We start from the raw sequence: 19711 nt of genomic DNA, 5'->3' as shown, positions 1-19711 counted from the left end.
CTATATGGGGCCGATGGTAACAAAAAGCTGCGCTGGCCGGGGCGTCCTCTGCGTTGCGTGGTGGGGGAGTTGTCGCTAGAGTTCGGGCTCGCTCGACTCAATAAACAATACCAATGGGAGTGTCTTGTGGAAATTGCCTGTCTGGATCTTGAAGGTGTGCTGGTCCCGGAAATATGGATCGCCTTCGCCGAAAAAACCGGGATCGAATCCCTCAGGGCCACCACCCGGGACATTCCCGACTATGACGTGCTGATGAAGCAGCGCTTGCGGATTCTCGATGAACACGGCCTGAAACTCGCCGACATCCAGGAGGTGATCGCCACGCTCAAGCCGCTGGACGGTGCCGTCGAGTTCGTCGATTGGCTGCGCGAGCGCTTCCAGGTGGTGATTCTGTCGGACACCTTCTACGAGTTTTCCCAGCCGCTGATGCGTCAGCTCGGCTTCCCGACCTTGCTCTGCCATCGTTTGATTACTGACGATACCGGCCGGGTGACGGGCTATCAGCTGCGTCAGAAAGATCCCAAGCGCCAGTCGGTGCTGTCCTTCAAGAGCCTCTACTACCGGGTGATTGCAGCGGGCGATTCCTACAACGACACCACGATGCTGGGTGAGGCGGACGCCGGGATTCTGTTCCATGCGCCGGACAATGTGATCGCCGAGTTCCCGCAGTTCCCGGCGGTGCATACCTTTGAAGAGCTGAAGCAGGAGTTCATCAAGGCTTCGAATCGTACCTTGAGTTTGTAGTCGTTCTTCAGGACGCCTTCGCGGGCAAGCCCGCTCCCACAGTGTTTTTTCGTCGGTCACAAAATCTGTGAACAACCATTAACCTGTGGGAGCGGGCTTGCCCGCGATGTTTTTAGAGGTTCTGGAGGGTATCGAGCAGCACCTTCACCTTGGTGATCGATTCCTGATACTCGGCCTGCCACTCGGAATCGGCGACGATTCCGCCACCACCCCAGCAGCACACCTGCCCATCCTTGACCAACAGGCTGCGGATGGCGATGGAGCTGTCCATCTCGCCGCGCACGTCCAGATACAGCAATGAACCGCAGTACAGCCCGCGTCGGGTGGGTTCCAGCTCGTCGATGATCTGCATCGAGCGAATTTTCGGCGCACCGGTAATAGAGCCGCCCGGGAAGCTGCCGGCGATCAGGTCCAGCGCATCGCGATCATCTGCCAGTTCGCCGGTCACGCTGCTCACCAGGTGATGCACATTGGGGTAGCTTTCCAGGCTGAACAACTCAGGCACTCGAACCGAACCGGTGCGGCAGGTGCGACCGAGGTCGTTGCGCAACAGATCGACGATCATCAGGTTTTCCGCACGGTCCTTGGGGCTCGCCAGCAGTTCGGCGGCGTTCGCCGCGTCCTCGGCAGCGCTAAGGCCGCGCGGGCGTGTGCCTTTGATCGGACGGGTCTCAACATGGCGTTCGCTGACTTTGACGAAACGTTCCGGTGACAGGCTCAGCACCGCGCCGCCGTCGGGCAGGCTCTGGAAGCCGGAAAACGGAGTGGGGCAAGCCAGTCGCAACGCGCAATACGCCGTCCATGGATCACCTTGGCAGGGTGCACGGAAACGCTGGGCGAAGTTGACCTGATAGCAATCGCCTGCCTGGATGTATTGCTGGATGCGCTCGATCGCCTGGCGATACTGATCAGCGTTCAGATCGGCATTCATCGGCGCTTGCAGCTTGAACGGCTCGACCGCTTCAGCGGCGGGCTGGCTGAACAGCTGGATCAGGCGTTGGCGCTCGCTGTCAGCCAGCGTTGGGTGAAACACCAATTGGCTGGTGGCCTGGTGGTGATCGCTGATCAGCGCCCAATCGTACAGGCCGAAGCGCGCATCGGGTAACTGCAGGTCATCCAGGGCCTGGCTCGGCAGGTTTTCCAGGTGGCGGCCGAAGTCGTAGCTCAGGTAACCGATCAAGCCGCCCGCAAACGGCAGTTCATAAGGTGCAGGCAGCGATGCTTCGCCCAAGCGTGTCAGATTGTCCCGAAGGCGTTGCAGGAAATCGCTGCCGCGTTCGTCAGGCGCTACGGCCAGTTGTTCCAGCGGCCAGGCGCTGAGCAAGTCAAAGCGCCCGCGCTCGGCGCTGGGGCGGCCGCTGTCGAGCAGCACGGCACCTGGGGCATGACGAATGGCCGCGAAGTAGTCGGCAGGGTTGGCGCGATAGGGCAGCGGGTGTACGGAGCAGGTCAGCATGGGCGGGTTGGATCAGCCATCGAGGCGGGGTGGCGATTGTAGTCCCCTCGGGGAATTGCTCCTAGAGGGGATTAGCAGATTGGAGGCAGGCATGGCTACTGTGGAATCTGGCAGATTGTATTCGCGAGCAGGCTCGCTCCCACAGGGTTCAGCGCAATACTTGTGGGAGCGAGCCTGCTCGCGAAAGACACACCTGGGTTCTGGATCAACCCTCGACCGGTGGAATATGCCCGAACATCTCCTGCACAAACGCCACTCGCTCTTCGACGGTTTCGCTGACGCCGCGTGCTTTCAAGTCTTCCAGCCGCGCCTCGACCGCATGGGTGCGCAATGTCAGGCCGCAATCATTGGCAATCTGGATATTCAAGCCAGGTCGGGCGTTGAGCTCGAGGATCAGTGGGCCTTTCTCCTGGTCCAGCACCATGTCGACACCGATGTAGCCCAGCCCGCACAGTTCATAGCAACCCGCGGCGAGTTTCATGAAACCGTCCCAGTAGGGCAGTTGCACGCCATCCACCGCGTTGGTGGTGTCCGGGTGTTTGGCGATGATGTTGTTCAGCCAGGTGCCGCGCAGGGTCAGGCCGGTGGCCAGGTCGACACCTACGCCGATGGCGCCCTGGTGCAAGTTGGCCTTGCCGCCGGACTGACGGGTGGGCAAGCGCAGCATGGCCATGACCGGATACCCCATCAACACGATGATGCGGATGTCCGGCACACCTTCATAGCTGATGCTCTTGAAGATCTGGTCCGGGATCACCCGGTATTCGATCAGTGCACGGTCGCGATGCCCGCCCAGGGAATACAGGCCGGTCAGGATGCTGGAAATATGGTGCTCGAGCTCTTCGTGGCCGACGATCTTGCCGGACACCGTGCGATAGCGGCCCTCGAAGCGGTCGGCGATGACAATGATGCCATCGCCGCCGGCGCCTTGGGCCGGCTTGATCACGAAATCGGTGTGCCCGTCGATGATCTCGTCGAGCTTGTCGATTTCCTTTTCGGTCGATATCACCCCATACAGTTGCGGCACATGGATGCCGGCGGCGATGGCACGTTCCTTGGTGATGATCTTGTCATCGACGATCGGATACAGGCTGCGCTTGTTGTACTTGAGCACGTAGTCCGCGTTACGCCGATTGATGCCCATGATGCCCCGGGCTTCCAGGGCTTTCCAGGTCTTCCAGAAGCCGAACATCAGGCGTCAGCCTTCTTCAGGAAAGCCTTGAAACGCACCAGCTCGGTCAGGCGGTAGCCGCGATAGCGACCCATGGCCAGCATGAAGCCCACCATGATCAGCAGGATCGCCGGGAAGGTGAACACGAAGTACACCAGCTCCGGAATGGTCATGATCAGGTGCGCCAGCGTCGCGGCGAACAGGGTGCCGATCGCCACTTTCATGGCATGGCTGGCGCCTCGTTCTTCCCAGGTGATCGACAGGCGTTCGATGGTCATGGTCAGGATCACCATCGGGAACAATGCCACCGACAGCCCGCGCTCCAGGCCGAGCTTATGGCTGAACAGGCTGATGGCCGCGATCAACACCACGACGAACGTCAGCACCACCGACAGCCTTGGCAGCATTTGCAGTTTCAGGTGCTCAAGGTAAGAGCGCAGCGACAGCCCCAGCGCCGTAATGATGGTAAACAGCACGATACCGAAGCCGAGCTGGGTCTCGCGGAAGGCCAGGGCGATCAGCACCGGGGTAAAGGTGCCGAGGGTCTGCAGGCCGATCAGGTTGCGCAGGACCAGGATCACCAGCACGCCGATCGGGATCATCACCATGATCATGAAGGTCTGCTGGGTTTGCAGCGGCAAGCCGTACAGTGAGTACTCGAGGAAATTGGCGTCGGTGTTCTCGTCGGTCAGCTTGGCCAGGCGAATGGCGTTCATCTCGCTGTTGTTCATGCTGAAGGTCACAGTGGCCTTCTTGCCGCCATCGACGGTGATCAGGTTTTCGTCGCCGGTCCACCACAGCAGGCGGTCGGTCGGCAGGCCCTGTTCGCCGGTTTCCGGGTTGAAGTACAGCCAGTCGGTGCCATTGAAGCTGCGCAGCCAGAGCTCCGGGGTTTGCGGCTGGTCGGCCACCAGGCGAATGGTGTGGACCTTTTCCACCGGCACGTGGGCGATGGACAGCAGCAGCTCGACGATCTTTGCCTTGTGGGCCGGTGTCGGGTCGCCGGCCAGGAGCATCTTGGCGTTGTCGTCGTTGCTGTTGTTGACCCGCTTGATCGCTTCGCTGATGAAGGTCTCGACATCGGCCGAGTGTTGGCGAATCGGCGCCAGCAGCGCTTCGGCGGCGAGTTTTTCAGGGCCTTCCACGGCAATGCTGTCGCGGAAGGTCGGCCCCTTGATCTTGGCTTTTTCGGCGGTGTAGCGCTTGGTCAACACCAGACGGTAATAAAGGGTCTGGTTGCCTTTGGCCCGGCGCGCCGACCACGTGACCTTGCGGTTGCCGTCGACTCGGTTCACGGCCACGCCGTAATTATTTGAAATAAAGCTTTCGTTGAGACTCACGTAATCGCGGCTCAACGGTGGCACGAACATCTGGATCTTGACTGGGTCCTTGGCACTGGCGACGAACTCGACCTTGGCGTCGATGTTCCACAAGTCGTCGGTGGCGTCTTCCGTCACGGGAATGCCGAGTACGAAGATCTGGTAGGCCGTGACTGAAATGCCCAATACCACCAGGATGGCGATCAACATTTTCAGATGAAGGGTAAGAGAGCGCATTTAAATTACTCGGCGGTATGAGCGTCGGCGGCGCAGGCGGGTTTGCCGGCAGCGTATTTAAGACTGGGGTCGACCAGCGCATCGAAGCGTTTGAGTGCTTCGGAGCCGATCAATAGCGGGTATTGGAACGCGCTACGGTCGGTCAGGTTCACTTCGATGCTACGTAAAGCTGAACCCATGCAGATATCCAGCTCGATCACCGGTCGGGCAGTGTACTTCTTGCCCTCTTCCGGGTCGTAGTCACCGGCCCGGCGTTTGATCTTGCTGACGCGGGCCAGCGGTCGTTCGATCGGGTGCGAATGGGCGGTGTCGATGGCCAGGTAGAAGCGCACCCAGGACTCGCCATTGCGTTTGAAGCGCTTGATGTCGCGGGCGCTCAAGGATGCGGTTTTTGCCCCGGTGTCGAGTTTGGCGGCCACTTCGAGGTCGATGCCGCCCAACGAAGCATATTCATTGAGGCCGTACACGGTCTTGTCCCCGGCAGCAGCGAACCCGGGCAGGCAAAGAAGAAAAAGGAAGATCGGGAAGGGCTTGAGTCTCATAAATCCTGGTGCGCAGCGGTCTGTTCTTTAATTCAAGACCCTGGCATCGCTGCGCAAGCTCCTCGTATGCCTATCAGCTATTTATGACAAGCCGTGCAGATGTCACAAACAAATGCGGGCGGCATTCTAGCACGGCAGGTTGATGGCGCCAGCGCTGGCGGGCGGCTGTGAATCGAGGGCACTGCTTTGTTATGGTGCAGGAGGTTATTAGACGATTGTCGACAATATCTAATTATCCTTTGACTGTGGCGGCAGTTTTGGTTAATTTTTGCCGCACTGGCTTTCAAGGTGTCGACAATATGCTGGATCAACTGGCTCCCCCGCTTACCGTTCAGGATGACTCGGAAACGCTTTCCGAAAACGTCTTCCGACGCATTCAAGCGGCCATCATCAAGGGTGAGATCGCCCCGGGCAGCAAAATCTCCGAGCCCGAGCTGGCCCGTACCTACGGCATCAGCCGTGGCCCGTTGCGCGAAGCCATCCACCGCCTGGAAGGCCAACGCCTGCTGGTGCGCGTGCCACACGTCGGAGCACGGGTGGTGTCGCTCAACCATGCCGAGCTGGTGGAGCTCTACGAAATCCGCGAATCCCTCGAAGGCATGGCCTGTCGCCTGGCCGCCGAGCGCATGAGCGTCGAGGAAATCGATGAGCTGCGCCGGGTCCTTGAAACCCACGAACGCGATGAGGCCTTCCAGGCTGGCCGCGGCTACTACCAGCAGGAAGGCGATTTCGACTTCCACTACCGGATTATCCAGGGCAGCGGTAACCGCACCCTGACGCAAATGCTCTGCGGCGAGCTGTATCAATTGGTGCGCATGTACCGCATCCAGTTTTCCACCACGCCCAATCGCCCGCACCAGGCCTTTGCCGAGCACCACCGAATTCTCGATGCCATCGCCGACCGTGACGGTGAACTGGCCGAGTTGTTGATGCGCCGTCACATCGGCGCCTCCAAACGCAACATCGCCCGTCATTACCAGGACGGCGCTAACCCGACAGCCAAACGAGGTGAGTCATGAGTTTGAACAAGAGCACTCCAGGCCAGCGTTTCCGCGATGCGGTCGCCAGCGAGCATCCATTGCAAGTGGTCGGCGCCATCAACGCCAACCACGCCCTGCTGGCCAAGCGTGCCGGTTTCAAGGCGATCTACCTGTCGGGTGGCGGGGTGGCTGCTGGCTCCCTGGGCGTGCCGGACCTGGGCATCACCGGCCTGGATGACGTGCTGACCGACGTGCGTCGCATCACCGACGTCTGCGACCTGCCGCTGCTGGTGGATGTGGACACCGGTTTCGGCTCCTCGGCGTTCAACGTCGCCCGTACCGTCAAGTCGATGATCAAGTTCGGCGCGGCGGCGATTCACATCGAAGACCAGGTTGGCGCCAAGCGTTGCGGTCACCGTCCTAATAAGGAAATCGTGACCCAGCAGGAAATGGTCGATCGCATCAAGGCGGCCGTCGATGCCCGTACCGATGACAGCTTCGTGATCATGGCCCGTACCGACGCCCTGGCAGTGGAAGGCCTGGAATCGGCACTGGATCGCGCCGCCGCGTGCATCGAGGCCGGCGCCGACATGGTGTTCCCGGAAGCCATCACCGAACTCGAGATGTACAAACTGTTCGCCAGCCGTGTGAAAGCGCCGATCCTGGCCAACATCACCGAATTCGGCGCGACGCCGCTGTACACCACCGAGCAACTCGCCGCTGCGGACGTGTCGCTGGTGCTGTACCCGCTGTCGGCCTTCCGCGCCATGAACAAGGCTGCGGAAAATGTCTACACCGCGATCCGTCGCGATGGCACCCAGGCGAATGTCATCGACACCATGCAGACCCGCATGGAGCTTTACGATCGCATCGACTACCACACCTTCGAGCAGAAGCTCGATGCGTTGTTCGCCGCGAAAAAATGAAGATCAAAAGATCGCAGCCTTCGGCAGCTCCTACCTCGGCCGTGATCCTCTGTAGGAGCTGTCGAGTGCAACGAGGCTGCGATCTTTTCGGCATCACCCGAATAACCTGATGAAGCACAATTTGCCGATTCCCTAACAAAATTAAAAACTGGAGGCAGAAATGGCCGAAGCAAAAGTACTCAGTGGCGCCGGGCTCCGTGGCCAGGTTGCCGGGCAAACCGCACTGTCCACCGTGGGCCAGTCGGGCGCAGGCCTGACCTATCGTGGCTATGACGTTCGCGAACTGGCGGCTGACGCGCAATTCGAAGAAGTCGCTTACCTGCTGCTGTACGGCGAACTGCCGACCAAGGCGCAACTGGCCGCCTACATCACTAAACTGAGCAAGCTGCGTGACCTGCCGCAAGCGCTCAAGGAAGTGCTGGAACGCATCCCCGCCGACGCCCACCCGATGGACGTGATGCGCACCGGCTGCTCGTTCCTGGGCAACCTGGAGCCAGAGAACGACTTCTCCGAGCAGCACGACAAGACTGACCGCCTGCTGGCGGCATTCCCGGCGATCATGACCTACTGGTATCGCTTCAGCCACGAAGGCAAGCGCATTGAATGCGTTAGCGACGAACCATCCATCGGTGGTCACTTCCTGCACCTGCTGCACGGCAAGAAGCCGAGCGAGCTGCACGTCAAGGTGATGAACGTTTCGCTGATCCTCTACGCGGAGCACGAATTCAACGCCTCGACCTTCACCGCGCGCGTGTGTGCCTCGACCCTGTCCGACCTGTATTCGTGCATCACCGCGGCCATTGGCTCGCTGCGCGGTCCGTTGCATGGTGGCGCCAACGAAGCGGCGATGGAAATGATCGAGCGCTTCAGCTCGCCGGAAGATGCGATCAAGGGCACCCTCGGCATGCTCGAGCGCAAGGACAAGATCATGGGCTTCGGCCACGCGATCTATAAGGACAGCGACCCGCGCAACGAGGTGATCAAGGGCTGGTCGAAAAAACTCGCCGACGAAGTGGGCGATAAAGTGCTGTTCCCGGTCTCCGAAGCCATCGACAAGACCATGTGGGAGCAGAAGAAGCTGTTCCCTAACGCCGACTTCTACCATGCCTCGGCGTACCACTTCATGGGCATCCCGACCAAGTTGTTCACACCGATCTTCGTCTGCTCACGCCTGACCGGCTGGGCGGCCCACGTGTACGAACAGCGTGCCAACAACCGCATTATCCGTCCGAGCGCCGAATACGTCGGCGTTGAACAGCGCAAGTTCGTGCCAATCGAACAACGCTGAATGGTGGAGGCCTGATCACCTGGAACCTGTAGGAGCCGAGCTTGCTCGCGATGACGGACTGACATTCAACAATGATGTCGACTGTTACACCGCTATCGCGAGCAAGCTCGGCTCCTACAGGGATCGGGTTGAATTCGAGCCAAGTGCCAGGCCCCACCCTTTGAAACTACCGTGACCGAGTCCTGACCGATGAACACAGAATTCCGTAAATCGCTGCCCGGCAGCCACCTGGATTACTTCGACGTCCGCGCGGCGGTCGAGGCCATCCAGCCCGGCGCCTATGACACCCTGCCGTACACCTCCCGCGTGCTGGCGGAAAACCTGGTGCGTCGCTGTGACCCGGCCACGCTGACCGAATCCCTGAAGCAATTCATCGAGCGCAAGCGCGACCTCGATTTCCCCTGGTTCCCGGCCCGTGTGGTGTGCCACGACATTCTTGGCCAGACTGCGCTGGTCGACCTCGCCGGCCTGCGTGACGCTATCGCTCTGCAAGGCGGCGACCCGGCGCAAGTCAACCCGGTGGTGCCAACCCAACTGATCGTCGACCACTCCCTGGCCGTCGAGCGCGGTGGCTTCGATCCGGAGGCGTTCGAGAAGAACCGCGCCATCGAAGACCGTCGCAACGAAGACCGTTTCCACTTCATCAACTGGACCAAGAAGGCGTTCAAGAACGTCGACGTGATCCCGCCGGGCAACGGCATCATGCACCAGATCAACCTGGAGAAAATGTCTCCGGTGATCCAGGTGCGCGACGGCGTGGCGTTCCCTGATACTTGCGTCGGCACCGACAGCCACACCCCGCACGTCGATGCGCTGGGCGTGATCGCCATCGGTGTGGGTGGCCTGGAAGCCGAAAGCGTAATGCTCGGCCGCGCCTCCTGGATGCGCCTGCCGGAAAGCGTCGGCGTCGAGCTCACCGGCAAGCTGCAACCGGGCATCACCGCCACCGACATGGTGCTGGCGCTGACCGAGTTCCTGCGCAAGCAAAAAGTCGTCGGTGCCTGGCTGGAGTTCTTCGGCGAAGGCGCCGCGGCCCTGACCCTGGGCGACCGCGCGACCATCTCCAACATGGCCCCGGAATACGGTGCCACCGCGGCGATGTTCTACATCGACCAGCAAACCATCGACTACCTCAAGCTCACCGGCCGTGAAGACGATCAGGTGCAGCTGGTCGAGAACTACGCCAAGACCACGGGCCTGTGGGCCGACAGCCTGAAAGGCGCGCAATACGAGCGCGGCCTGACCTTCGACCTGTCCTCGGTGGTGCGCAACATGGCCGGCCCGAGCAACCCGCACGCCCGTGTGGCGGTGTCGGACCTGGCGGCCAAAGGCATTTCCGGTCAGTGGGACGATGTACCCGGCCAAATGCCGGACGGTGCGGTGATCATCGCCGCCATCACCAGCTGCACCAACACCAGCAACCCGCGCAACGTGATCGCTGCCGGCCTGCTGGCGCGCAACGCCAACAAGCTGGGCCTGACCCGCAAGCCATGGGTCAAGTCGTCCCTGGCACCGGGCTCGAAAACCGTCGCCCTGTACCTCGACGAAGCCGGCCTGACCGATGAGCTGGAGCAGCTTGGTTTCGGCGTCGTGGCCTTCGCCTGCACCACCTGTAATGGCATGTCCGGCGCACTGGACCCGGTGATCCAGCAAGAGATCATCGACCGCGACCTGTACGCCACCGCCGTGTTGTCCGGCAACCGCAACTTCGACGGGCGGATTCACCCATACGCCAAGCAAGCGTTCCTGGCTTCGCCGCCATTGGTGGTCGCTTACGCCATCGCTGGCACCATCCGCTTCGACATCGAAAAAGACGTGCTGGGCGTGGTCGATGGCAAGGAAATCCGCCTGAAAGACATTTGGCCGAGCGACGAAGAAATCGATGCCGTGGTGAAAGCCTCGGTGAAGCCGGAGCAGTTCCGCCAGGTCTACATCCCGATGTTCGCCATCCACGAAGACACCGGCCCGAAAGTCGCGCCGCTGTATGAATGGCGCGAGATGAGCACCTACATCCGCCGTCCGCCGTACTGGGAAGGCGCACTGGCCGGCGCGCGTCCGCTCAAGGGCATGCGCCCGCTGGCGGTGCTGCCGGACAACATCACCACCGATCACCTGTCGCCGTCGAACGCGATCATGCTCGACAGCGCCGCTGGCGAATACCTGGCGAAAATGGGCCTGCCGGAAGAGGACTTCAACTCCTACGCGACTCATCGGGGCGACCACCTGACCGCGCAGCGAGCGACCTTCGCCAACCCGAAACTGTTCAACGAAATGGTTGTGGAAAACGGCAAGGTCAAGCAGGGCTCCCTGGCCCGTGTTGAGCCGGAAGGCAAAGTGATGCGCATGTGGGAAGCCATTGAGACCTACATGGATCGCAAGCAGCCGCTGATTATTATCGCGGGTGCCGACTACGGTCAGGGTTCATCCCGCGACTGGGCAGCCAAAGGCGTGCGGCTGGCGGGTGTGGAAGCGATCGCGGCCGAAGGTTTCGAACGTATCCACCGCACCAACCTGGTGGGCATGGGCGTGTTGCCACTGGAGTTCAAACCGGGCACCAACCGTCACACCCTGGCCATCGACGGCAGCGAAACCTACGACGTGATCGGCGATCGCACCCCACGTGCCGAGCTGACGCTGGTGATCCATCGCAAGAACGGCGAGCGCGTCGATGTGCCGGTGACCTGCCGCCTCGACACCGCTGAGGAAGTGTCGATCTACGAGGCCGGTGGAGTGCTGCAACGCTTTGCCCAGGACTTCCTCGAAGAATCGGCGGTTGCCGTTTAACACACGCTGCATGGACACGGGACTTTGAGTCCCGTGTCTGTTTTGAAGGAGCACTCATGTCTCACGCACCGCAAATCAAAATTCCCGCCACCTACATGCGCGGCGGCACCAGCAAAGGCGTGTTCTTCAGCCTCAAGGACCTGCCCGAAGCGGCACAGGTCCCAGGCCCGGCTCGCGATGCATTGCTGCTGCGCGTGATCGGCAGCCCCGATCCCTACGACAAGCAAATCGACGGCATGGGCGGCGCGACGTCCAGTACCAGCAAAACCGTGATCCTGTCGAAAAGCACCAAGGCCGATCACGACGTCGACTACCTGTTCGGCCAAGTGTCGATCGACAAACCATTCGTCGACTGGAGTGGCAATTGCGGCAACCTGACCGCTGCAGTCGGCTCGTTCGCCATCAGCAATGGCCTGGTGGACGCCAGCCGCATCCCGCACAACGGCATCGCCGTGGTACGCGTATGGCAAGCCAACATCGGCAAGACCATCATCGCCCACGTGCCGATCACCAACGGTGAAGTGCAGGAAACCGGCGATTTCGAACTCGACGGCGTGACCTTTCCAGCGGCGGAAGTGCAGGTCGAATTCCTCGATCCGGCAGCAGAGGAAGAGGGCGGTGGGGGTTCGATGTTCCCTACCGGCAATCTGGTGGATGACCTGGAAGTGCCTGGCGTCGGGACCTTGAAGGCAACCCTGATCAACGCGGGCATCCCGACCATTTTCGTCAATGCCGAAGACATCGGCTACAAGGGCACTGAGTTGCAGGGCGCGATCAACGGCGATCCAAAAGCATTGCTGATGTTCGAAACCATTCGTGCCTACGGCGCACTGCGCATGGGCCTGATCTCCAACATCGACGAAGCGGCCAAGCGCCAGCACACGCCGAAGGTGGCGTTCGTCGCCAAGCCTGCGGACTACGTGTCGTCGAGCGGCAAAGCGGTTGCGGCGGGCGATGTCGACCTGCTGGTGCGCGCGCTGTCCATGGGTAAGTTGCACCACGCGATGATGGGCACGGCGGCAGTCGCCATCGGCACGGCAGCAGCGATTTCCGGGACGCTGGTGAACCTCGCGGCAGGCGGTGTAGAACGCAATGCGGTGCGCTTCGGTCACCCTTCAGGCACCTTGCGCGTCGGCGCCGAGGCCAGCCAGGTGAACGGTGAGTGGACCGTGAAAAAGGCCATCATGAGCCGCAGTGCGCGGGTGTTGATGGAAGGTTTTGTCCGCGTGCCAGGCGACTCGTTCTAACTCACACAACCCCCTGTAGGAGCTGCCGCAGGCTGCGATCTTTTGATCTTGATCTTAAAAAGCAAGATCAAAAGATCGCAGCCTGCGGCAGCTCCTACAGGGGATCGCATTTCCATAATAAGACTGAGATTGCCCTGAACCGAGGTCCCATCAACGAACCACCGCCGAGTGAATCGAACATGAGCGCCAACGTCGACCTCAACAACCGTCCCGACTACGACCAGGTCCTGCAGGACATTGCCGATTACGTCCTCAACTACAAAATCGAATCCGAAGAGGCGCTGGATACCGCGCGCAACTGCCTGATCGATACCTTGGGCTGCGGCTTGCTGGCCCTGCGTTTTCCCGAATGCACCAAGCACTTGGGGCCCTTGGTCGAAGGCACCTTCGTGCCGTTCGGCGCCCGCGTACCAGGCACCAGCTATCGACTTGATCCGGTCAAGGCCGCGTGGGACATCGGCTGCATCGTGCGCTGGCTCGACTACAACGACACCTGGCTCGCCGCTGAATGGGGCCATCCGTCGGATAACCTCGGCGGGATTCTCGCGGTGGCCGACCACCTGTCGCAAAAGCGCCTCGCCAATGGCGAGACGCCGCTGACCGTTCGTACGGTGCTCGAAGCAATGATCATGGCCCATGAGATTCAGGGCGTGATTGCTCTGGAAAACTCGTTCAACCGCGTGGGCCTCGATCACGTCATCCTGGTGAAAGTCGCTTCGACCGCGGTCACCGCCAAACTCATGGGTGCCAATCGCGGGCAATTGCTCTCAGCGTTGTCCCATGCGTTCGCCGATGGCCAGGCATTGCGCACCTACCGCCATGCACCGAATGCCGGCTCGCGCAAATCCTGGGCGGCGGGCGATGCAACCAGTCGTGGAGTGCGCCTGGCGGACATTGCCATGCGTGGCGAGATGGGCATCCCCGGTGTGTTGAGTGCCAAACAGTGGGGCTTTTACGACGTGCTGTTCAGCCACACCAACGATGACTTGGCGCTCAAGCCTGGAGACCGGCGCGAGTTCAGCTTTTCGCGGCCGTACGGCAGTTATGTGATGGAAAATGTGCTGTTCAAAATCAGTTTTCCTGCCGAGTTCCACGCGCAAACCGCCTGTGAAGCCGCGGTAATCCTGCACCCCCAAGTGCGTAATCGCCTGCATGACATCGACCGGATCGTCATCACCACCCAGCAATCGGCGATCCGCATTATTTCCAAGGTCGGTCCGCTGGCCAATGCCGCCGACCGCGATCACTGCATCCAGTACATGACCGCGGTGCCGCTGGCCTTTGGCAACCTGGTGGCCGAGTACTACGAAGATGATTTCCACAAGGCGCATCCGATCATCGATGTACTGCGCGACAAGATGGTCATTGTCGAAAACCCGGATTACACCCGTGAATACCTGGAAGCCGACAAGCGGTCGATCGCCAATGCCGTGCAGGTGTTTTTCAAGGATGGGTCCAGCACCGGGAATGTGGTGGTGGAGTACCCGATAGGCCATCGTCGGCGCCGTGCCGAGGGCATTCCGTTGTTGGAGGACAAGTTCAAGGCGAACCTGCTGACACGCTTTACCGCGCAGCGTAGCGAGGAGATTTTCGAGCTGTGCAAGGATCAGCAAAAGCTTGAGGCAACACCGGTGAACCGGTTTGTAGACATGTTTCTTATCTAGGAGACCGCGTTATCGTTCCTTCGCGAGCAGGCTCGCTCCCACATGGGATTCGTGTCGTTCACAAATGCGGTGTTCAACGAGATCTACTGTGGGAGCGAGCCTGCTCGCGAAGACGTCCGAATAGGCGCTACAGGTTATTTGAACCGCCGCTCGACACCTTTCTCCACCAGGATTTTCGCGGAAATTTCTTCCACCGAAAAATGCGTGGAGTTGATATTGGGAATGTTCTCGCGGCGAAACAGGTTTTCCACCTCGCGCACTTCGAATTCGCACTGGGCGTAGCTCGAATAGCGGCTGTTGGGCTTGCGTTCGTTGCGGATGGCGGTGAGGCGGTCTGGGTCGATGGTCAGGCCGAACAGCTTGTGCTGGTGGGCACGTAGCGCGCTAGGCAGTTGCAGGCGTTCCATGTCGTCTTCGGTCAGCGGGTAGTTGGCCGCGCGGATACCGAATTGCATGGCCATGTACAGACACGTCGGCGTCTTACCACAACGCGACACGCCCACTAGTATCAGGTCGGCCTTGTCGTAATAGTGCGTGCGGGCACCGTCGTCGTTGTCGAGGGCGAAGTTCACCGCCTCGATGCGCTCCATGTAATTGGTGTTGGCACCGATGGAGTGGGATTTGCCCACGGTATAGGAAGAATGCTCGGTCAGTTCCTGTTCAAGCGGCGCCAGGAAAGTCGAGAAAATATCGATCATGAAACCATTGGAGGTTGCGAGGATCTCACGAATGTCCTGATTGACGATGGTGTCGAAGATAATCGGACGGAAGCCGTCGGTTTCGGCGGCTTTGTTGATTTGTTGTACCATGGCCCGCGCTTTTTCCACGCTGTCGATGTATGGCCGCGTGAATTTGCTGAAGGTAATGTTTTCGAACTGCGCCAGGAGGCTTTGACCCAGGGTTTCGGCGGTAATGCCGGTGCCATCGGAGATAAAGAAAGCAGATCGTTTCATTTGCACCTTGGGCCTTAAGCTAATGAGCATTCTTGGATATGATAGGCGCGATTTGTCGGCCGCCAATGGCCCGCATTCTCACTTATTTTCCAGGTCCAGGCCATACAGCTGGCAAATGCTCCCCCGAGCAGCCGGCTTCTGAGCTTTTCCAACACAGTTAGTGGAGAGATCACCTTGGTAGAGTACGTAGTTTCCCTCGATAAGCTCGGCAAACACGATGTTGAGCATGTGGGGGGCAAGAACGCATCCCTGGGCGAGATGATCAGCAATCTTGCGGGTGCCGGTGTATCGGTACCCGGTGGCTTCGCCACGACCGCTCAGGCATATCGTGATTTCCTGGAACTGAGCGGCCTGAACCAGCAGATTCATGACGCCCTGGATGCCCTGGACGTCGACGACGTGAATGCCCTGGCCAAGACCGGCGCCCAGATCCGCCAATGGATCATGGAAGCCGAGTTCCCGGAAAAACTGAACACCGAAATCCGCACCGCGTTCGCCGCGCTGTCCGCAGGCAACCCTGACGTGGCCGTGGCCGTGCGCTCTTCCGCTACCGCCGAAGACTTGCCCGATGCGTCCTTCGCCGGTCAGCAGGAAACCTTCCTGAACATCCGTGGTGTCGAAAACGTCATTCGTGCCGCCAAGGAAGTATTCGCCTCCCTTTTCAACGATCGCGCGATTTCCTATCGCGTGCACCAGGGCTTCGACCACAAGTTGGTAGCCCTGTCGGCCGGCGTACAGCGCATGGTCCGCTCCGAAACCGGCACCGCCGGCGTGATGTTCACCCTCGATACCGAGTCGGGTTTCCGTGACGTGGTGTTCATCACCGGCGCCTACGGCCTGGGTGAAACCGTCGTACAAGGCGCGGTGAACCCGGATGAATTCTACGTCCACAAAGGCACCCTGGCCGCCGGTCGCCCGGCGATCCTGCGCCGCAACCTGGGCAGCAAGGCCATCAAGATGATCTACGGCGACGAGGCCAAGGCCGGTCGTTCGGTCAAGACCGTCGATGTCGACAAGGCTGAGCGTGCGCGTTTCTGCCTGACCGATGCCGAAGTCAGCGAGCTGGCCAAGCAGGCGATGATCATCGAGAAGCACTACCAGTGCCCGATGGACATCGAATGGGCCAAGGACGGTGACGACGGCAAGCTGTACATCGTGCAGGCCCGTCCGGAAACCGTGAAGAGCCGCACCCAGGCCAACGTCATGGAACGTTACCTGTTGAAGGAAACCGGCACCGTGCTGGTCGAAGGCCGTGCCATTGGCCAGCGCATTGGCGCCGGCAAGGTTCGCATCATCAAGGACGTGTCCGAGATGGACAAGGTCCAGCCAGGCGACGTACTGGTATCGGACATGACCGACCCGGACTGGGAACCGGTCATGAAGCGCGCCAGCGCCATCGTCACCAACCGTGGCGGTCGTACCTGCCACGCGGCCATCATTGCCCGCGAGCTGGGTATCCCGGCCGTGGTCGGTTGCGGCAATGCCACCCAGCTGTTGAAAGACGGCCAGGGCGTGACCGTTTCCTGCGCTGAAGGCGACACCGGTTTCATCTTCGAAGGCGAACTGGGCTTCGACATCAAGAAGAACTCCGTGGACGCCATGCCGGATCTGCCGTTCAAGATCATGATGAACGTCGGCAACCCGGACCGCGCCTTCGACTTCGCACAGCTGCCGAACGCCGGTGTGGGCCTGGCCCGCCTGGAGTTCATCATCAACCGCATGATCGGCGTGCACCCTAAAGCGCTGCTGAACTACGACGGCCTGCCGCAAGACATCAAGGAAAGCGTCGACAAGCGCATTGCTGGCTACGACGACCCGGTCGGCTTCTACGTCGAGAAACTGGTCGAAGGCATCAGCACCCTGGCAGCGGCGTTCTGGCCGAAAAAGGTCATCGTGCGTCTGTCGGACTTCAAGTCCAACGAATACGCCAACCTGATCGGCGGCAAGCTCTACGAGCCGGAAGAAGAGAACCCGATGCTGGGCTTCCGCGGCGCCTCGCGTTACATCAGCGAATCGTTCCGTGACTGCTTCGAACTCGAATGTCGCGCCCTCAAGCGCGTGCGCAACGAGATGGGCCTGACCAACGTCGAAATCATGGTGCCGTTCGTCCGTACCCTGGGCGAAGCGAGCCAAGTCGTGGATCTGCTCGCCGAAAACGGCCTGGCCCGTGGCGACAACGGCCTGCGCGTCATCATGATGTGCGAGCTGCCGTCCAACGCGATCCTGGCGGAAGAGTTCCTCGAATTCTTCGACGGTTTCTCCATCGGCTCCAACGACCTGACCCAGCTCACCCTGGGCCTGGACCGTGACTCCGGGATCATCGCGCACCTGTTCGACGAGCGAAATCCTGCGGTCAAGAAGCTGCTGGCCAACGCCATTGCCGCCTGTAACAAGGCTGGCAAGTACATCGGCATTTGCGGCCAGGGTCCTTCGGACCACCCTGACCTGGCCAAGTGGCTGATGGAGCAGGGCATCGAGAGCGTTTCGCTGAACCCTGATTCCGTACTGGAAACCTGGTTCTTCCTGGCGGAAGGTCAAGCGCAGGCTTGATGGTGTGTGAACGGCTCGCTCACGTGCCTTTGTAGGGGCGAGCATGCTCGCGATGGACGTCAACGATAACGCGTTTGTCATGGATGAACGTGGTGTCTTGACGTTTTTCGCGAGCATGCTCGCTCCTACAGGGGTGGGGCGGAGCCTTTGAGATTCAAGTAGGGCGGGCTCCTCTGGAAGCCGCCCTTTTTTGTGCAAGAGATTATGCAAAGCAGCAGCAACCTGTTTCCTGTCGCCCTGATCAGCGCCGAGCGCCGCGGTGATCTGAGCGAAGATGTCTACCGCTTGAAACCCGGTAACAGCCCGGACGGCACCGTAGAACTGGCGGTGACGCGCCTCGGCATGGCCGATGAACCGGCATCCCGTGGCGTGCCGGTGATCCTGTTGCACGGCAGTTTTTCCAATCGACGCTTCTGGTTCTCCCCCAAGGGGCTGGGCCTGGGTGCCTATCTGGCGCGCCAGGGGTTCGATGTCTGGATTGCGGAAATGCGCGGTCACGGCCTCTCCCGGCGCAACCAGAGCTATCGCAAGAACCGAGTTGCCGACTATGCACGATACGACCTGCCAGCCATCGGCGCCTTCGTACGCGAGCAAAGCGGCCAGGTTCCGCACTGGATCGGCCATTCGCTGGGCGGCATCACCCTGGCGGCCGCGCTGGGTGGCCAATACATAGGCGAACCCGTGGTGGCGTCCGCGGCGCTTTTTGGCACGCAAGTCAGTCGCACTTACTGGCCGCTGAAGATTCCACCGGTGGAATGGAGCGGTCGTTTCATCCTCAAGCGCTTTGCCCAGCTCTCCGGTTCACGGCTCAAGCGTGGCCCAGAGGACGAGCCGATTGGCCTGGCCTTGGAAAGCATGCGCTGGTACGGTCTGTTCGGGCGCTTTGGCGATGCCGACAAAGACTGGTGGGCGGGCCTGGCCGAGGTCAGGATGCCGGTGCTGGCGGTGAGCGCCGCGGGCGATCATCAGGACCCGGCCTGGGCTTGTCGCAAGCTGTTCGATCAGTTGGGTTGCGAGCACAAGCAATTCATTAACCTGGGGCGTGAGCAGGGGTTTGCCGATAATTTCGGTCATGTCGAGATGTTGGTCAGCAAAGCCGCCCAGGCTGAAGTCTGGCCGTTAGTCGCTCGCTGGCTGTCAGATCAGCAGACGCCGTTGCTCGGTGATCAAGCGGATTTGGCCGCGGCGATCTAAGCTGGACGCTCTATCAAGGGCATTTCGCTCTGGTCGGGTTGCAGTTAAGATATGACGCATTGAGCTGTTCTGGTCATTTTCTGTGACTAAATCAGTAGTGATGTTCGTGCTTTCTTCCTAATTACAGGAGTTTCTCGATGAACCATTACCTCACCCCTGACCTGTGCGACGCCTACCCGGAATTGGTGCAGGTGCTGGAACCGATGTTCAGCAATTTCGGTGGCCGGGATTCCTTCGGCGGCGAGATCGTGACCATCAAGTGCTTCGAAGACAACTCGCTGGTAAAGGAGCAAGCCGAGCTCAAGGGTAATGGCAAAGTGTTGGTGGTCGATGGTGGTGGCTCCCTGCGTCGCGCTTTGCTGGGCGATATGATCGCCGAGAAAGCCGCGAAGAACGGCTGGGAAGGGATGGTGATCTACGGTTGCATCCGTGACGTCGACGTCATCGCGCAAACCGACCTGGGGGTCCAGGCGTTGGCCAGCCACCCGATGAAAACCGACAAGCGTGGTATTGGCGACCTGAATGTTGCCGTGACCTTCGCCGGCGTGACCTTTCATCCCGGTCATTACCTCTATGCGGACAACAACGGCGTGATCATCTCGCCGAGCCCGCTTGCGATGCCTGAGTAAGTCCTGGCCGATTTTTTTGAAGAATGG

The 19711-nt window shown here is 60.4% G+C and carries 15 protein-coding genes; 10 read left to right on the top strand and 5 right to left on the bottom strand.

The window, feature by feature from the left end; all coding sequences use genetic code 11:
* The first annotated feature begins 126 nt into the window (after positions 1-126).
* Complete coding sequence (gene thrH / locus AC1Q8Q_RS04695; protein WP_020800459.1) at positions 127-744, top strand: bifunctional phosphoserine phosphatase/homoserine phosphotransferase ThrH; 618 nt, start codon at positions 127-129, stop codon at positions 742-744.
* Positions 745-856: 112 nt separating this feature from the next.
* Here thrH and pabB read toward each other — a convergent pair whose 3' ends face one another.
* The 4 genes from pabB to rloA form a co-directional block, all read right to left on the bottom strand.
* On the bottom strand, positions 857-2200 hold the full coding sequence (gene pabB, locus AC1Q8Q_RS04690; RefSeq protein WP_020800458.1) for an aminodeoxychorismate synthase component I: 1344 nt from the start codon (positions 2198-2200) through the stop codon (positions 857-859).
* Between the two features lie 205 nt (positions 2201-2405).
* Positions 2406-3392 (bottom strand): alpha-L-glutamate ligase-like protein, encoded by a 987-nt coding sequence (locus AC1Q8Q_RS04685; RefSeq protein WP_020800457.1) that lies wholly within the window; start codon positions 3390-3392, stop codon positions 2406-2408.
* Complete coding sequence (rloB, locus tag AC1Q8Q_RS04680; protein WP_033044105.1) at positions 3392-4927, bottom strand: osmotic stress tolerance membrane protein RloB; 1536 nt, start codon at positions 4925-4927, stop codon at positions 3392-3394. Before rloB ends, AC1Q8Q_RS04685 begins: the two co-directional genes overlap by 1 nt.
* A 5-nt stretch (positions 4928-4932) precedes the next feature.
* Positions 4933-5469, bottom strand: a complete 537-nt coding sequence (gene rloA, locus AC1Q8Q_RS04675) for a retropepsin-like aspartic peptidase RloA (RefSeq protein ID WP_020800455.1) — start codon at positions 5467-5469, stop codon at positions 4933-4935.
* A 302-nt stretch (positions 5470-5771) separates the two neighbouring features.
* On the opposite strand from rloA, the gene AC1Q8Q_RS04670 reads away from it, so the two are divergent.
* The 6 genes from AC1Q8Q_RS04670 (at position 5772) to prpD (ending at position 14358) form a co-directional block, all read left to right on the top strand.
* Positions 5772-6488, top strand: coding sequence for a GntR family transcriptional regulator (locus tag AC1Q8Q_RS04670; RefSeq protein WP_492614881.1), 717 nt, complete (start codon positions 5772-5774; stop codon positions 6486-6488).
* On the top strand, positions 6485-7375 hold the full coding sequence (gene prpB / locus AC1Q8Q_RS04665) for a methylisocitrate lyase (protein ID WP_020800453.1): 891 nt from the start codon (positions 6485-6487) through the stop codon (positions 7373-7375). The genes AC1Q8Q_RS04670 and prpB overlap by 4 nt, the downstream gene beginning before the upstream one ends.
* 160 nt (positions 7376-7535) lie before the next feature.
* On the top strand, positions 7536-8663 hold the full coding sequence (gene prpC / locus AC1Q8Q_RS04660) for a bifunctional 2-methylcitrate synthase/citrate synthase (RefSeq protein ID WP_110749535.1): 1128 nt from the start codon (positions 7536-7538) through the stop codon (positions 8661-8663).
* 189 nt (positions 8664-8852) lie between these two features.
* Positions 8853-11447, top strand: coding sequence for a Fe/S-dependent 2-methylisocitrate dehydratase AcnD (gene acnD, locus AC1Q8Q_RS04655; protein ID WP_020800451.1), 2595 nt, complete (start codon positions 8853-8855; stop codon positions 11445-11447).
* Positions 11448-11503: 56 nt separating this feature from the next.
* Positions 11504-12694, top strand: a complete 1191-nt coding sequence (prpF, locus tag AC1Q8Q_RS04650; RefSeq protein WP_020800449.1) for a 2-methylaconitate cis-trans isomerase PrpF — start codon at positions 11504-11506, stop codon at positions 12692-12694.
* 179 nt (positions 12695-12873) lie between these two features.
* Positions 12874-14358: a 2-methylcitrate dehydratase gene (gene prpD / locus AC1Q8Q_RS04645; RefSeq protein WP_033044496.1), complete on the top strand. Its 1485-nt coding sequence runs from the start codon at positions 12874-12876 to the stop codon at positions 14356-14358.
* Positions 14359-14492: 134 nt separating this feature from the next.
* On the opposite strand, the gene ppsR is transcribed toward prpD, so the two are convergent.
* Positions 14493-15311: a posphoenolpyruvate synthetase regulatory kinase/phosphorylase PpsR gene (gene ppsR / locus AC1Q8Q_RS04640; protein ID WP_020801102.1), complete on the bottom strand. Its 819-nt coding sequence runs from the start codon at positions 15309-15311 to the stop codon at positions 14493-14495.
* A gap of 174 nt (positions 15312-15485) precedes the next feature.
* Between ppsR and ppsA the strand changes: the two genes are divergently transcribed.
* The 3 genes from ppsA (at position 15486) to rraA (ending at position 19684) form a co-directional block, all read left to right on the top strand.
* Positions 15486-17861, top strand: coding sequence for a phosphoenolpyruvate synthase (ppsA, locus tag AC1Q8Q_RS04635; protein ID WP_033039437.1), 2376 nt, complete (start codon positions 15486-15488; stop codon positions 17859-17861).
* Between the two features lie 204 nt (positions 17862-18065).
* Complete coding sequence (locus AC1Q8Q_RS04630) at positions 18066-19055, top strand: alpha/beta fold hydrolase (protein ID WP_033043617.1); 990 nt, start codon at positions 18066-18068, stop codon at positions 19053-19055.
* 137 nt (positions 19056-19192) lie between these two features.
* Positions 19193-19684, top strand: a complete 492-nt coding sequence (gene rraA / locus AC1Q8Q_RS04625) for a ribonuclease E activity regulator RraA (protein WP_110749526.1) — start codon at positions 19193-19195, stop codon at positions 19682-19684.
* Positions 19685-19711: the final 27 nt, after the last annotated feature.

The sequence above is a fragment of the Pseudomonas sp. GW823-FHT06B06 genome (assembly GCF_058795195.1).
Note: the sequence above shows the minus strand (reverse complement) of the source record. Positions and strands in the feature narration are given on the sequence as shown.

What these genes read in the sequence shown, in the direction of transcription:
- pabB (WP_020800458.1), bottom strand. Translation starts at nt 2,200, where the DNA reads ATGCTGACCTGCTCCGTACACCCGCTGCCCTATCGCGCCAACCCTGCC.
- AC1Q8Q_RS04685 (WP_020800457.1), bottom strand. Translation starts at nt 3,392, where the DNA reads ATGTTCGGCTTCTGGAAGACCTGGAAAGCCCTGGAAGCCCGGGGCATC.
- rloB (WP_033044105.1), bottom strand. Translation starts at nt 4,927, where the DNA reads ATGCGCTCTCTTACCCTTCATCTGAAAATGTTGATCGCCATCCTGGTG.
- rloA (WP_020800455.1), bottom strand. Translation starts at nt 5,469, where the DNA reads ATGAGACTCAAGCCCTTCCCGATCTTCCTTTTTCTTCTTTGCCTGCCC.
- prpB (WP_020800453.1), top strand. Translation starts at nt 6,485, where the DNA reads ATGAGTTTGAACAAGAGCACTCCAGGCCAGCGTTTCCGCGATGCGGTC.
- prpC (WP_110749535.1), top strand. Translation starts at nt 7,536, where the DNA reads ATGGCCGAAGCAAAAGTACTCAGTGGCGCCGGGCTCCGTGGCCAGGTT.
- acnD (WP_020800451.1), top strand. Translation starts at nt 8,853, where the DNA reads ATGAACACAGAATTCCGTAAATCGCTGCCCGGCAGCCACCTGGATTAC.
- prpF (WP_020800449.1), top strand. Translation starts at nt 11,504, where the DNA reads ATGTCTCACGCACCGCAAATCAAAATTCCCGCCACCTACATGCGCGGC.
- prpD (WP_033044496.1), top strand. Translation starts at nt 12,874, where the DNA reads ATGAGCGCCAACGTCGACCTCAACAACCGTCCCGACTACGACCAGGTC.
- ppsR (WP_020801102.1), bottom strand. Translation starts at nt 15,311, where the DNA reads ATGAAACGATCTGCTTTCTTTATCTCCGATGGCACCGGCATTACCGCC.
- AC1Q8Q_RS04630 (WP_033043617.1), top strand. Translation starts at nt 18,066, where the DNA reads ATGCAAAGCAGCAGCAACCTGTTTCCTGTCGCCCTGATCAGCGCCGAG.
- rraA (WP_110749526.1), top strand. Translation starts at nt 19,193, where the DNA reads ATGAACCATTACCTCACCCCTGACCTGTGCGACGCCTACCCGGAATTG.